Source organism: Dysosmobacter sp. Sow4_B12 (assembly GCF_052116665.1).
Classification (GTDB): Bacteria; Bacillota; Clostridia; order Oscillospirales; family Oscillospiraceae; genus Oscillibacter.
In genome coordinates this window covers 673,560-686,288 of record NZ_JBQKKR010000001.1, presented here as the reverse complement: position 1 = coordinate 686,288, position 12,729 = coordinate 673,560, and the positions used below count along the sequence as shown (strand labels likewise).

Below are 12,729 nucleotides of genomic sequence, written 5' to 3'. Positions count from 1 at the left end.
AAATTATGTAAACTGAATGAAGCAGGCCGTCACACTTGACTATACAGAAATCATTTGCTCCAATCCGGAGAAAAATAACACACGGGGCACTCATAGGCGCGCCATATAAAAGGGGCCAGGTATCTTCCGTACTCTCCATGAACGATGCGGTTTCCGCAAATGGGACAGCGGTGATACGTTAACACACAGCCGACAATGAAAGCAACCATGGACAAAGGGCAGATAGCAAACAGAAAATTTGCAATTGAGGAGTTTTCTCGAAGGGCGGTGCCGAGCAGGAACAGGGCAACGCTTAAAAGACAGCAGAAATCCGTGAGATTCGCTTTCCGGCGGAAGCGGCGGGCAATTTGACGCTTTTCCTCTGGAGAGAGGTTTTGATTGGGCATGAATTCAGGAAAAAAGTCGGACATGGCTCCTCCTTTTTGATATTATGCAAACTGAATGAAGCAGGTCGTCACGAATCAGAGATGGTATATCCGCAGCGGGTACAGGTAAAGCCCTGCAGAATCCCCTGCGCGGGGGCATTGATATGGCCGCAGTGGGGGCAGCGGCGGCAGGCGGTGTTCAGATGCTTTGCCGCGAGCCCCAAAAGCAGCCCCGCTGCCAACAGCGGCTTTCCCGCGGCGTTCTCCCGCAGGAGAAAACCAGCAATGACCAGCGCAAGCCCCAAAGCCACGCAGGGGTAAATGGCACGGCGCTTCCGCTTCCAGGACTTGGCGGCATCTTGACCGGACAGCGCGGGAGACGGCTTTGAAGCAGACTTTTTCACGGCACGGTCACTCCTTCTGTTTAGGTGCTTATTTATGATACCTCGTCCCGGCATTGATCTGGTATGCCCGGTAGATCTGCTCCAAAAGCATGACCCGGGCCAGATGGTGGGGGAAGGTCATGGGGGACATGGACAGCTTCACCGCCGCCAGGGCCTTCACGGAGGGGTGCAGGCCGAAGGAGCCGCCGATGAGGAACACCAGGTGGCTGACGCCCTGGGTCGCGCTGTCGGCCATGAGCCGGGCCAGCTCCTCGCTGGAGCGGGTCTTTCCCTCCACGCACAGGGCGATGACCATGGTGGAGGGAGGCAGCTTTGCCCGGATGGCGTCGGCCTCCTTGGAAAGGGCCCCTTCGATCTGGGCGGGGGAGGGGTCCTCCGGTAGCCGCTCCTCGGATAGCTCCGTGATCTCCAGCTTGCAGAACCGGGAAAGGCGCTTGCCGTATTCGGAAACGGCGTCAGCGTAGAATTTTTCCTTCAGCTTGCCGACGCAGAGAATGGTCACTTTCTGCATGCGCACCTCCGGGTGACGGTATGGCAGGGGCCCAGGGTATCCCGTGGGGCCACGGACAATTCCGGAGCCAGACCAGCGGCGGACAGGGCGGTCTCCACAGCGGTTCGGGCCATGGCGGGGGTGTTGTTTTCCTTGCTCAAATGGGCCAGGATGATCTCAGAAGCCCCGTTCTCCGCCAGTGTTACGGCGAAGCGGGCAGCGGTGTCGTTGCTGAGGTGGCCCCGGTCCCCCAGAATGCGCCGCTTCAAATAGTAAGGATAGGGACCGGACTCCAGGGCCTCCACATCGTGGTTGGCCTCCAGCAGGACCAGGTCCGCACCGGGCAGAATGTCCGCGGCTTCTTCCGTGACATAGCCGGTGTCCGTCAGCAGGCCCACGCTGCCGTCAGCGCCGTCGAAGCGGTAGCCGCAGGCACCGGGGGCGTCGTGGGAGGTGGAAAAGGCGGTGACGGCGCATCCGCCCAGGTCAAAGCGGCTGTTCCGGGAAAAGGGCCGCAGCCGGCCGACGCACAGGGGCAGCCGGAGACAAAGGTCCCGGGCAGCGTCCTCGCTGGCGAAAATGGGAAGTTGGCTCCGCTTCAGCAGGGTCTGCAAGCCGGCGGTGTGGTCGGCGTGGGTGTGGGTCAGAAGAATGGCGGTCAAGTCCTCCAGCGCCAGCCCCAGCTCCCGGAGGGAGGCGGTGATGCGGCGGCAGGAAATGCCGGCGTCCACCAGCAGGCGGGTATCGCCGCAGCACACCAAAGCCGCGTTGCCGGAGGAACCGCTGGCCAGAGTATGTACGGTGGTCAAACGAAATACCTCGCTGTCTGTATTGTGAAACGAAATGGCGCCCGCTGGGAAGAACGCCGACTAAGGTCGCCATTCTCCTCAGCGGACGCCACGGATACACAGATTTATGAAAGTGAACCGGATCAGCCGATGCTGGCCTTCCGCTCCTCGCCATCGTCGGGCTCTTCCACAGAACGGATCTTGGCGCCCAGGCGGCGCAGCTTTTGGATGATGTCCTCATAGCCCCGCTCAATGTACTGGACGCCGGTGATCTCGCTTTCACCGTGGGCGGCCAGCGCGGCAATGACCATGGCGGCACCGGCCCGCAGGTCGTAAGCTTGGATAGGCGCGCCGGTGAGATGGTCCACGCCCTCCACCACGGCGGTCTTTTCATCCACCTGGATGTTGGCGCCCATGCGGCGCAGCTCGTCCACATAGCGGTAGCGGTTGCTCCACACGCCCTCCGTTACCAGAGAGGTGCCCTGGGCCAGAGAGAGGACTGTGGTGATCTGGGGCTGCATGTCCGTGGGGAAGCCGGGGTAGGGCATGGTTTTCACATTGGCCTTGCGCAGCGGGCCGCTGCGGCGGACCAGAAGGGTGTCCTCCCGCTCCTCCACCTCCACGCCGCACTCCTGCAGCTTGGCGGTGATGCAGTCCATGTGCTTGGGGATGATGTTTTTCACCAGCACCTGACCACCGGTGGCGGCCACGGCGGCCATATAGGTGCCTGCCTCGATCTGGTCGGGGATGATGGCGTATGTGCCGCCGCAGAGACGGTCCACGCCGCGGATCTTAATGGTGTCTGTACCGGCGCCGCGGATGTTGGCGCCCATGGAGTTGAGGAAGTTGGCCAGGTCCACGATGTGGGGCTCCTTGGCGGCGTTTTCGATGACGGTGTTGCCCTCCGCCATGGCGGCGGCCATCATGATGTTCATGGTGGCGCCCACGGACACCACGTCCAGATAGACGTTGGCGCCCTTTAGGCGGCCGGCCTCCGATTTGGCGTGGATGAAGCCGCCCTCCACAATGACCTTGGCGCCCAGGGCGGAAAAGCCCTTCACGTGCTGGTCAATGGGACGCAGGCCGCCGAAATTGCAGCCGCCGGGCATGGCCACCTCCGCCTGGCCAAAACGGCCCAGCAGGGCGCCCACCAGGTAATAGGAGGCGCGGATCTTTCCCGCCGGATTCTGCTGGGTGCGGGTGGAGTGGATCTTCCGGCAGTCGATCTCCACCGTGTGGCGGTTCATGGTGCGGACGCTGGCGCCCAGCTGCTCCAGAATGCGCAGGCACAGCGTCACATCGGAGATCTGGGGAATGTTTTCAATGCGGCACACGCCGTCCACCATCAAGGCGGCGGGAATAATGGCAACAGCGGCATTTTTGGCGCCGCTGATCTCTACTTCACCAAACAGGGGCGTTCCACCCTGTACAATATATTTTGTCAAGTTCGATACCCTCTCTTCAAGGCACATTCTTTTGTGGCGGCAGAACTGTCATAAGACCAGTTTGCCCGGCCGGTGCCGCTTCATACCCGCAGAAAGGCTGCGGGCCGGGGGTAAGTGCTCCCGGAGAAACTCACACATTATCACTATATCATATCCGCCGTGGAAATGCAAATCATTCCTGCGTTGTTTCCATAAATCGTGGATTGGGGACGGAAAAGGACAAAGCCCTCAGCCGTGGGTGACGGCTCCCGAAGAACAGTTTACATAATATAAGCCGGTATCCGTCTGAACACACCAGGCCGGCACCAGGGTCACAGCGGCGGCGGAGCTTTGGGCCTCGTAGCAGGGATACATGCCCGTGATGGAGGAGACCACGGCACCCAGCTCCCGGTGCGCGCCCAGAAAGGCGGTCAGCGCTGACACGGCGGAGAGGCTGTCCTCGCCGGCGGCGGGCGTTAGGGTGTCCGGCAGGAACATGCCGCTGACCGACAACGTGCCGCCGTCCCAGGAGAAGGTGACGGCGCAGTTGTACACGGAAAAGCCACTGAAAGAGCGGACGGCACCGGCGGTAAAGCGGTCGTCCTCCCATTGAAGGGACAGGTCCTCATAATGAAATTGGCGGCAGACCTTCCGGCAGAGGGCTTCGGCATCCGCGCCGGAATCCAAATGGACGGCGGCATCGAAGCTTCCGCCGGAGCGAAACACGGCGGCGCCGGCGGTGCTGTCGTAGGACCAGATGCCGCCGCCCTGGTCGGAGTAGGTCAGTCCGTCCCCCAGCAAAAGGGCGGCCATCTGCCGGTCTTGCTCCGTATCTCTGGCGATGATGCCGCCGGTAGGCGGCGCCTGGAAGGATACCGCGTCCGGAGGCAGGGTGATGCCGTTGGCGGAGAACAGCTCCGCCAGCTGGCTGGCGCTCTGTTCCCTGGATGCCAGGCGGGCGTTGAAGCGGCTGAGCAGGGAGGCCAGTAAAAACACATTCACCAGCGCCAGGATCAAAATAATGATATTTTTCAATCGGGAGCTCTGCATGGGCGGGTCCTTTCTGCGGCGGCGGTCACTCCAGCAGCCATGCGGCGGAGACGGTGTCGCCGCCGCTGTCGGTGTAAGCCAGGAACAGCTCCTTCCCGGGCTGTTGGGCGGCGATGGCGATGGCCTGCTTCAGCGGCAGCAGCAGGGAGCTTTCACCTTCGGCGGTATATTGCCGGAAGCACAGGGTCAAGGCGGAAACGCAGGTGCCGCTGAGCACCACCTCGGCGGCGCAGGTTCCGTCCGCAAACTGAATAGGCACGCCGCCCGCCTGGTAGCCAAATCGCAGGACGGTGGTGTTTCCGGCCTGTTGGACGCGCTGCAGGTACAGCGCGGCATCTCCGGAGCGGCCGGCCAAAAGCTGGTTCAGCAGCTGGCCGGCACCGCGGACGGCCTCTTCCAGAGTGGGGACCTCATCCGCGGCATCGATGCTGAGCACGGACTTGCTGCTGCCTTGGTAGCGGAGGATGCCCTCCGGCAGGAGGCGGACGGTCTGGTCTCCTTCCGTGATGACCTCCGTGCCGCTGGATTCCATATAGCGGGAGTTGGTGTAGGGGTTGAAGCCCAGCTTTGTCAGCAGACTGTCAGTGTCCGCCAGGGAGTTGGCGGCCGTCAGCACCGGCAGCTGGGGCAGAGGGGTGAGGAACAGGGAACGGGAGAAAACCTGCAGGAACGCTTCGCTGGACTCTGCGTAGTCAAAGGCGAAGTAGGCGTTGCCCACCTCGTACCGGCTGACGGTATCCTCCAGGTCGCCGTAGGTGATGGCGGTACCGCAGCAAAGATAGGTGCTGCCGCCGTCCCACAGCAGAAGCTGCACCGAGCCGTCCCCGGCGGCGGAGATCACCAGCTGCCGGGCGCAGGTGGAAGCGGTGGCCGCGGTCATATCCGGCAGCGCCATCAACTCCGCCAAAACAGACAGGGGAAGAGGCTCCAGAAAATCATAGTAAATGGACAGCCGGGAAAGCGCGTCGTTGAAGGCCTCGCCGTCGCAGGGAGAAAAGCTCCGGGCGGAGCCCAGCGCCTCGCCCAAACGGGTGGCCAGGAGCACAAATTCGTCGCTGTCGGCGGTGGTGAGGGTCAGACTGCCGTACCGGCCGTAGGTGCCGGAAACTGCGATCCGAACCGGCGCGGACAGGGCGGCGGCCTCCTGTGTGGGAGCGGAGTCGCCGGCGGCGGGAGAGGCGGAGAGCCACTGGTGCAGTCCGCCGCTTTCCTGAAGGGTGGGCAGCTGCGTTGCCGCGAAGAGGACCACGGCCGAGACGGTCAGCAGCGTGATCGCGAGATTTTGGATCAAGTCCAGGCGTCCGCGTTTTTTGCGGTGAGCATCCATCCGGCAGCACCCCCTTTGCAGTCAGAGCAAGATGGAAAAGAAAAGCGTGATTGTCCCAGAAAGGCGGGAACCATCCCTTTTGAAAGGGCGCGGTAGGGAGAGCCCGAGTAAGAAAACGGGCCTTATGACGCTGGGGGACCCGCGATGGGCAGCACCAGCCGCACCGTGGTGCCCGGACCCTCATGAGGCGCCAGGGCCAGGGAGCCGTTGTGCCGCAGCACCAGCTCCCGGGCGATGGAAAGTCCCAGGCCCGTGCCGCCGGACTCCCGGGAGCGGGCCTTGTCCACCCGGTAAAAGCGGTCAAAGATGCGGTCCCGGTCCTTTTCGGGGATGCCGATGCCGTCGTCGCAGACCTCCATCCACACGTCGGTCTCCGTGGAGCCGGCGGTGATGCGGATGTGGCCGCCGTCGGGCGTGTATTTGATAGCGTTTCCGATGATGTTCATCATGACCTGCTCCAGGCGGCGGCGGTCACCCACGATGCGGGGCAGGCCGTCCAGGGAGCCGCAGGTCAGCTGGTGGCCGTGGTTTTGAGCGGCCAGGGCATTGGCCCGGCAGACGCTGGCGATGGCCTCGGCGAAGGAAAAGCGGGTGAGGGCCAGCTCCGTGTGGCCGGAATCCAGCCGGGACAGGGTCAGAAGGTCTTGAACGATGTGGGTCATTCGGTCCGTTTCCGTGATAATGATGTCCAGAAAGCTGTTGGCGGTCTCCGTGGGAATGTCGCCGTTGGCGTCCCGCAAGGTCTCCGCGTAGCTGCGGACATTGGTGAGGGGCGTGCGCAGCTCGTGGGACACGTTGGCCACGAACTCCTTCCGCCGTTCCTCGTTGCGGTGCTGCTCCGTCACGTCGTGGAGCACGATGAGCACGCCGCCCCGGGTCTGGTCGGAGAAGGGCGCCAGGTACAGCTCCAGGGTCCGGTCCTCCACCACCATCTCGCCCTCGGCGTAGTTGGGCCGCTGCAGGGCCAGCATCTCCCGGAAGGGATAGACGGCGCCGAACAGCTCCTCGTAGGTGCAGCGGCTATCCACGTTCCGGTGGAGCATGGTGTTGGCGGCGGGGTTGCAGTGGATGAGCTGGCCCTCGTGGTTGAAGGCCACCACGCCGTCGGTCATGTGGAGGAAGAGGGTATCCAGCTTGTCCCGTTCGTTTTCCACGGCGGCCAGGGTCTCCTGCAAAATGCCGGCCATCTCGTTGAAGGTGCCGGTGAGGATGCCGATCTCGTCGGTGGATTCCACCGGCAGGGCGCTGTCAAAGTTGCCGGCGGCGACCTTCTCCGCGCCGGCGGTGAGCTTTTCAATGGGGCCTACCATGGTTTTGGACAGCAGGAAGCTCAGCAGTACGGAGATGAGCAGGCCGATGACCATGGCCTGCATGATAATGGTGAACAGCTGGCTGTTCAGCTCGGACACGGATTCCTTCGTGTCCAGAATATAGATGATAAAGGCGTTTTCGCCCCCCAGGATGGGGATGGCCACGTCCATGTAGTCGGCGGTGATGTCGCTGTCGTCGCCCACCAGGGCGGGGTCGTTCTGGGCCACGGCGTTCCGGGCGGTCAGAAGATTGGCGGTCTGCTCCCGGGGCAGGCTCTCCGCTCCGGCGGAGCCGCTGAGAAATTCCCCGGTGTGGCCGTCCAGAATGAAGTAGTTGCGGCTGCGATAATCAATGCCCAGTTCACCGGCGTAGGCCTTCATCAGTTCCTGCAGCTGCTCCGCGCCGTCCTCTTGGGCAGCCTCAGCCCGCAGATCGGATACAAAGTCCCGGTGCTCCTCACCGAAAACGTCAGCCATCTGCTGGTAAAACGTGTTGATATAGAAGCTGGAAACGCTGGTGGTCAAAAACGCGCCCACCACCGCCATCAGAGAAGTGATGAGCAGCAGCAGGATCAGCATCAGCTTCATATGCAGGCTGCGGAACAAGAACGATCACCTCTTTTTGTGATAAGTGCCGCAGTGGGACAGTCACACGGAGAAATAATATCCGGCGCCCCGGCGGGTCAGGATGTACACAGGGTTGGCGGGGTCAGCCTCTATCTTCTCCCGCAGCCGCCGCACCGTCACGTCCACGGTGCGCACGTCGTCGCCCACATAGCCGTAGTTCCACACCTGCTCCATGAGGGCGATGCGGGAGTAGACCTTGTTGGGGTGGCTGGCCAGGAAGGTGAGCAGCTCATATTCCCGCTGGGTGAGGTCAATGGCCTTCCCGTCCCGGAACACCTGGTGGCTGTCGGTGTTGATGGAGAGGTCGCCGGCCACCGGCATGGCGGACGCGGCGGCGGTGGCGGGCGCTGCCATGGCGGTGCGGCGGATGTTGGCGCCCACCCGGGCGATGAGCTCCCGCATGGAGAAGGGCTTGGTGATGTAGTCGTCGGCGCCGATCTCCAGCCCCAGCACCTTGTCGGACTCCTCCTCCCGGGCGGTGAGGATGATGACCGGCACATTGCTGCCCTGGCTCCGCAGGGATTTGCAAACGTCAAAGCCGTTCATTTTGGGCAGCATCACATCCAGCAAAATGAGGTCCGGGGAGGCGGACACGGCCTGGGCAAGGCCGTCCTCGCCGTCGTAGGCCTCCAGGGTCCGGTAGCCCTCCCGCTGGAGGTTGAAGCGCAGAATGTCCACGATGTTTTTCTCGTCCTCGACGATCAAAACCGTCTTTTGGGTGTTCATGGGAACCCTCCGTTTCTGTTTTTTAAAGGTTCAGAAGGAGCTTGGCCTTCAGCACGGCGGCCACGGTCTTGGCGTCCTGAATCTCGCCGTTCATGCAGCGGTGGACCATCTCGTCAAAGGGAATACGCTCCACATTCAAAAATTCGTCCGGGTCCAGCTGCTGGTTCTCCATGTGCAGGCCCCGGGCCAAAAACAGGTGCAGCACCTCGGAGTAGCAGCCGGGGGCGGGCAGAATATCGCCCAGGGGCAAAAAGATGTCCGGTACGGCGCCGGTCTCCTCCTTCAGCTCCCGCAAGGCGCCGGCGGCGGGGGCCTCACCCGGGTCCAGCTTGCCGGCGGGGATCTCTAAAAGCGTCTTGCCGAACACATAGCGGTACTGGGTCACCGTCAGCACATTGTTGTGCTCGTCCAAAGGCAGAACGGCCACGCCGTCCACATGTTCAATGACCTCCCGGACGGAGGTGTTGCCGTTGGGCAGCCGCACCTCGTCGGAGTGGACGGTGAACAGCGGCCCGCTGTACTGCTCCTTTCGGCTGATGGTCGTTTCGGTCAGATCGGTAAATGCACTCATATCGCTGCACCTCGTGTTTATGGTTTATCTTTTGCCGTCAGCAGGCATTATTATATACCGTAATATTATACCACGGGCACTGTGAAATGCCAACCGCGACTTTCTCTTGAAGAACAGGTAAAATCATGCTATACTGATACATCCAAGGAGGAGGTGATCCACACGGAGAAGAAGGGGATCAAGATCGCGGCGCAGAACCGCAAGGCCTTCCACGACTACTTCGTGGAGGATAGGTATGAAGCGGGCATTGAGCTTTTCGGCACGGAAGTCAAGTCCATCCGGGCCGGGACGCTGAACTTGAAGGACGCCTACTGCACCGTCAAGGACGGCGAGCTGTTTGTCCACGGTATGCACATCTCCCCCTATGAGAAGGGGAACATCTTCAACAAAGACCCTGTCCGCACCCGGCGGCTCTTGATGCACAGGCGGGAGATCCGCAAGCTCCACGCCCTGATCAAGCAGGACGGCTACACCCTGGTGCCTCTGAGCGTCTATTTTAAAGATGCCCGGGTAAAGCTGGAGGTGGGCCTTTGCAAAGGCAAGAAGAACTACGACAAGCGGGAGGCCTCCGCCAAGCGGGACGCCAAGCGGGAGATCGACCGCACTATGAAAGAAAGGAACAGATGATTATGTCCAGTCCCATCGTCACCATCACCATGGAGGACGGCCGCGTCATGAAGGGCGAGCTGTACCCCGACAAGGCACCCAACACTGTCAATAACTTCATCTCCCTGGCCAACAAGGGCTTTTACGACGGTCTGACCTTCCACCGGGTCATCCCCGGCTTCATGATCCAGGGCGGCTGCCCCGAGGGCACCGGCATGGGCGGCCCCGGCTATGAGATCAACGGCGAATTTTCCGCCAACGGCTTCCGCCAGAACGATTTGAAGCACACCCTGGGCGTGCTGTCCATGGCCCGCACCATGGCTCCCAACTCCGCCGGCAGCCAGTTCTTCATCATGGTGGCTCCCGCTCCCCATCTGGACGGCCAGTACGCCGCCTTCGGCCAGATCACCGAGGGAACGGATGTGGCGGTGGACATCTCCCGTGTCCAGCGGAATATGATGAACGACAAGCCCAAAAAGCCCGTGGTCATGCAGTCCGTCCGGGTGGACACCCAGGGCGTGGACTATCCCGCTCCCGAGACCCACTGAAGCTGAAAGAGGAGGCGTTTCCATGAAGACCGCCATCATCACCGGCGCGTCCTCCGGATTGGGACGCGAGTTTGTCCGCCAACTGGCGGATGTGTTCCCGGATATCGACTGCTACTGGCTCATCGCCCGCCGGAAGGACCGGCTGGAGGAGATGGCCGAGGGTCTGCCGGACAAGACGGTGGAGTGCCTGGGCCTGGACCTGTGCGACACCATGAGCTTCGTGGCGCTGCAGGAGAAGCTGACGGCGGAGCAGCCGGAGGTGGCTATGCTCATCAACAACGCCGGCTGCGGTTACCTGGGCAACCTGGGCGAGGTGGAGACCTCCACCCAGACCCGGATGATCGACTTGAACCTGCGGGCGCTGACGGCCGTCACCAATATGGTCATCCCCTTCATGCCGGCGGGGAGCCACATCATCAACGTTTCCTCCATTGCCTCCTTCTGCCCCAACCCCCGCATGACGGTGTATTCCTCCACCAAGGCGTATGTGTCCTCCTTCACGGTGGGCCTCTCTGAGGAACTGCGGGATAAGGGCATCGCGGTCACCGCTGTGTGCCCCGGCCCCATGAAGACGGAGTTTTTGGATGTGGGCGGCATCACCGGCAATTCCAAGACGTTTTCCACGCTGCCCTACTGCGACCAGGTCCGGGTGGTGGGAGGCACTCTGCGGGCAGCCAAGGCCGGCCGGACCATCTATACGCCGCGCCTGTTTTATAAATTTTACCGCTGCCTGGCCAAGGTGACGCCTGTGAAGCTGATGGTCAAGCTGGCAAAAACTTGAAAAAGCAAAATGTCACGAAATCGTAACACATTTCGACGGCGAAATGTGTTACGATACGTGACAGCGATCCCAACTCCAAACGCACTCTTATCATCCGAGCGAAACCCAGCGAAGCGGATTCGCGAGGAAGAGGAGGGGCAGCGAAGCGATACGGAGCTTCCGCGGACAGCCGAAGGCTGCTTCGCGAAAGCGGAGTGAGCGCAGTTTGCCCCGACGATGCGGGGGTGTACCGGTTTCGACGGGGGTATGGAGGCGGGACAAGCGGGCGGCGGCGCCTGACCGCCATAAAACGGGCAATTTATAAATTAAATAACAACAACACTGTTGCTGTTGCTGCCTAATTAAGGCGGCCGTCTGAACCGGAGAGGCCACAGGCCGGGGAAGGCGTCGTTGATGTGGCGTCCGTGAGGCGGGAAAGAGTTGACCCGCCCACGCATCATGACTCTTACTTGACCTGACGGCGTGACGGTCTGCCGTCTGGAAGGGGAACAGGGAGGAAGACTCCCGCAATGATCGTCTGCGCCCGGAGAAAGTCCCGTTAAAGTGCTTTCGGACGGGGGTTCAACTCCCCCCACCTCCACCAGCTCGTCGCAAGCGTCATATCGCTTGCGACGAGATTTTTTATGCTCCGCATCAAAATCTCATCCCGCGCTCATTCTGCTGCTCCTCGCTCCCGAACCGGATTCGCTCCGCTGGATTCCGGTTCGGATAAGAGGCGAAAATATCCAAATTGTCCATGCCTTACAAGATAAGTTGACAGATTTCGACAGGAAATCTGTCAACTTTTTTTGTATAAAGAAAACCACTCGCTAAGCGAGTGTATGCTCTTCTGGCGGAAAGGCCCAAGCCCCTGGCCCTGTACCTGTTTTCCGAGGACCGGCGCCGGGTCCGGGAGGTCACCGAGCGGTGCTCCTACGGCGGCGGCTGCGTCAATGATACCATCATCCACCTTGCCACCAGTGAAATGGGCTTCGGCGGTGTCGGAGAAAGCGGCATGGGCGCCTATCACGGGAAAGCGGGCTTTGACGCCTTTTCCCACACCAAGAGCATCGTGGATAAAAAGACCTGGATGGACCTTCCCATGCGCTACCAGCCCTACCGGCGCGGCCTTTACGGAAAGTTGCTGCGGCTGTTCCTGTGGTAAGGGCGCAAGCAGCTGGGGGACTGTGCGTTTCACCTCGGTGCGCCGTAAGCGTGTGGCCTTTTTCACGAACCGGCTCACTGCCGCATACACTGGCGGCGAGGTGGTATGATGTACATTTGTCCAGCCTGCCCGGATGCCGTGGCGTGTATTCGGGGCGGCCCTGAGGCGCCGCGCCTGTCCGGAACGGTCCGGTTTTATCAAAAGCGTGGCGCCGTCCTGGTGGCCGTCCATGTGTCCGGGCTGCCGCGGGAGAGCGAAACGGGTTTTTTCGCCCTCCATATTCATGGGGGAGGAAGCTGCTCCGGAGAGGATTTTTCAGAAACAGGGGGACATTACGACCCGCGCAACGAAGCGCACCCCCAGCACGCGGGAGACCTGCCTCCGCTGCTGCTTTGCGGCGGAGGGGCGTACCTGGCGGTGCTGACCGACCGTTTTTCCGTGGCGGATGTCCTCGGGCGTACTGTGGTCATCCACAGTGGAGCGGATGACTTTCACACACAGCCCGCAGGCAACGCGGGCACAAAAATCGCTTGCGGAGTGATCCAGCGGGCATAGAAACAAGCAGAGG

The 12,729-nt window shown here is 61.5% G+C and carries 15 protein-coding genes and 1 other RNA gene; 6 read left to right on the top strand and 10 right to left on the bottom strand.

Translation table 11 applies throughout. The features are described from left to right. Window positions 1-50: 50 nt before the first annotated feature. The 10 genes from ACTQ4R_RS03625 to ACTQ4R_RS03580 form a co-directional block, all read right to left on the bottom strand. Complete coding sequence (locus tag ACTQ4R_RS03625) at window positions 51-410, bottom strand: hypothetical protein (RefSeq protein WP_441625898.1); 360 nt, start codon at window positions 408-410, stop codon at window positions 51-53. 44 nt (window positions 411-454) lie between these two features. Beyond that, window positions 455-769 carry a hypothetical protein gene (locus tag ACTQ4R_RS03620; protein ID WP_441625896.1) on the bottom strand — a complete coding sequence of 105 codons (315 nt, stop codon included), beginning with the start codon at window positions 767-769 and terminating at the stop codon, window positions 455-457. A gap of 28 nt (window positions 770-797) precedes the next feature. Further along, window positions 798-1,280: a 23S rRNA (pseudouridine(1915)-N(3))-methyltransferase RlmH gene (gene rlmH, locus ACTQ4R_RS03615; protein WP_441625894.1), complete on the bottom strand. Its 483-nt coding sequence runs from the start codon at window positions 1,278-1,280 to the stop codon at window positions 798-800. After that, window positions 1,268-2,068, bottom strand: coding sequence for an MBL fold metallo-hydrolase (locus tag ACTQ4R_RS03610; protein ID WP_441625892.1), 801 nt, complete (start codon window positions 2,066-2,068; stop codon window positions 1,268-1,270). Before ACTQ4R_RS03610 ends, rlmH begins: the two co-directional genes overlap by 13 nt. 122 nt (window positions 2,069-2,190) lie before the next feature. Next, the gene (locus ACTQ4R_RS03605; RefSeq protein WP_441625890.1) at window positions 2,191-3,492 is read right to left on the bottom strand and encodes a UDP-N-acetylglucosamine 1-carboxyvinyltransferase; all 1,302 of its coding nucleotides are present in this window, start codon (window positions 3,490-3,492) and stop codon (window positions 2,191-2,193) included. 228 nt (window positions 3,493-3,720) lie between these two features. Beyond that, window positions 3,721-4,521 (bottom strand): hypothetical protein, encoded by an 801-nt coding sequence (locus ACTQ4R_RS03600; protein ID WP_441625888.1) that lies wholly within the window; start codon window positions 4,519-4,521, stop codon window positions 3,721-3,723. 25 nt (window positions 4,522-4,546) lie between these two features. Then, entirely contained in the window at window positions 4,547-5,848 is a 1,302-nt protein-coding gene (locus ACTQ4R_RS03595; protein WP_441625886.1) for a hypothetical protein, read from the bottom strand. Window positions 5,849-5,970: 122 nt separating this feature from the next. Beyond that, window positions 5,971-7,746, bottom strand: coding sequence for an ATP-binding protein (locus ACTQ4R_RS03590; protein WP_441625884.1), 1,776 nt, complete (start codon window positions 7,744-7,746; stop codon window positions 5,971-5,973). Window positions 7,747-7,806: 60 nt separating this feature from the next. Next, window positions 7,807-8,511: a response regulator gene (locus ACTQ4R_RS03585; RefSeq protein ID WP_441625882.1), complete on the bottom strand. Its 705-nt coding sequence runs from the start codon at window positions 8,509-8,511 to the stop codon at window positions 7,807-7,809. Between the two features lie 22 nt (window positions 8,512-8,533). Beyond that, entirely contained in the window at window positions 8,534-9,082 is a 549-nt protein-coding gene (locus ACTQ4R_RS03580) for an NUDIX domain-containing protein (RefSeq protein WP_441625880.1), read from the bottom strand. Window positions 9,083-9,235: 153 nt separating this feature from the next. Here ACTQ4R_RS03580 and smpB point away from each other — a divergent pair, with 153 nt between their 5' ends. The 6 genes from smpB to ACTQ4R_RS03550 all read left to right on the top strand — a co-directional run bounded on the left by smpB (window position 9,236) and on the right by ACTQ4R_RS03550 (window position 12,716). Then, window positions 9,236-9,709, top strand: a complete 474-nt coding sequence (gene smpB / locus ACTQ4R_RS03575; protein ID WP_441625878.1) for an SsrA-binding protein SmpB — start codon at window positions 9,236-9,238, stop codon at window positions 9,707-9,709. Further along, a complete protein-coding gene (locus ACTQ4R_RS03570; protein WP_441626018.1) occupies window positions 9,709-10,236 on the top strand; it encodes a peptidylprolyl isomerase in 528 nt (175 codons plus the stop codon). The genes smpB and ACTQ4R_RS03570 overlap by 1 nt, the downstream gene beginning before the upstream one ends. A 22-nt stretch (window positions 10,237-10,258) precedes the next feature. After that, window positions 10,259-11,017 carry an SDR family NAD(P)-dependent oxidoreductase gene (locus ACTQ4R_RS03565; protein WP_441625876.1) on the top strand — a complete coding sequence of 253 codons (759 nt, stop codon included), beginning with the start codon at window positions 10,259-10,261 and terminating at the stop codon, window positions 11,015-11,017. Window positions 11,018-11,237: 220 nt separating this feature from the next. After that, window positions 11,238-11,600, top strand: a transfer-messenger RNA (tmRNA) gene (gene ssrA / locus ACTQ4R_RS03560). Window positions 11,601-11,834: 234 nt separating this feature from the next. Beyond that, window positions 11,835-12,161 carry an aldehyde dehydrogenase family protein gene (locus ACTQ4R_RS03555; protein ID WP_441625874.1) on the top strand — a complete coding sequence of 109 codons (327 nt, stop codon included), beginning with the start codon at window positions 11,835-11,837 and terminating at the stop codon, window positions 12,159-12,161. Between the two features lie 105 nt (window positions 12,162-12,266). Further along, window positions 12,267-12,716, top strand: a complete 450-nt coding sequence (locus ACTQ4R_RS03550) for a superoxide dismutase family protein (RefSeq protein WP_441625872.1) — start codon at window positions 12,267-12,269, stop codon at window positions 12,714-12,716. The last annotated feature ends 13 nt before the right edge of the window (window positions 12,717-12,729 follow it).

Bases quoted from the DNA above. Each gene is read 5' to 3' on its own strand.
- ACTQ4R_RS03600 (WP_441625888.1), bottom strand. From the start codon at position 4,521: ATGCAGAGCTCCCGATTGAAAAATATCATTATTTTGATCCTGGCGCTG.
- ACTQ4R_RS03585 (WP_441625882.1), bottom strand. From the start codon at position 8,511: ATGAACACCCAAAAGACGGTTTTGATCGTCGAGGACGAGAAAAACATC.
- ACTQ4R_RS03580 (WP_441625880.1), bottom strand. From the start codon at position 9,082: ATGAGTGCATTTACCGATCTGACCGAAACGACCATCAGCCGAAAGGAG.
- rlmH (WP_441625894.1), bottom strand. From the start codon at position 1,280: ATGCAGAAAGTGACCATTCTCTGCGTCGGCAAGCTGAAGGAAAAATTC.
- ACTQ4R_RS03590 (WP_441625884.1), bottom strand. From the start codon at position 7,746: ATGAAGCTGATGCTGATCCTGCTGCTGCTCATCACTTCTCTGATGGCG.
- ACTQ4R_RS03565 (WP_441625876.1), top strand. From the start codon at position 10,259: ATGAAGACCGCCATCATCACCGGCGCGTCCTCCGGATTGGGACGCGAG.
- ACTQ4R_RS03595 (WP_441625886.1), bottom strand. From the start codon at position 5,848: ATGGATGCTCACCGCAAAAAACGCGGACGCCTGGACTTGATCCAAAAT.
- ACTQ4R_RS03625 (WP_441625898.1), bottom strand. From the start codon at position 410: ATGTCCGACTTTTTTCCTGAATTCATGCCCAATCAAAACCTCTCTCCA.
- ACTQ4R_RS03550 (WP_441625872.1), top strand. From the start codon at position 12,267: ATGATGTACATTTGTCCAGCCTGCCCGGATGCCGTGGCGTGTATTCGG.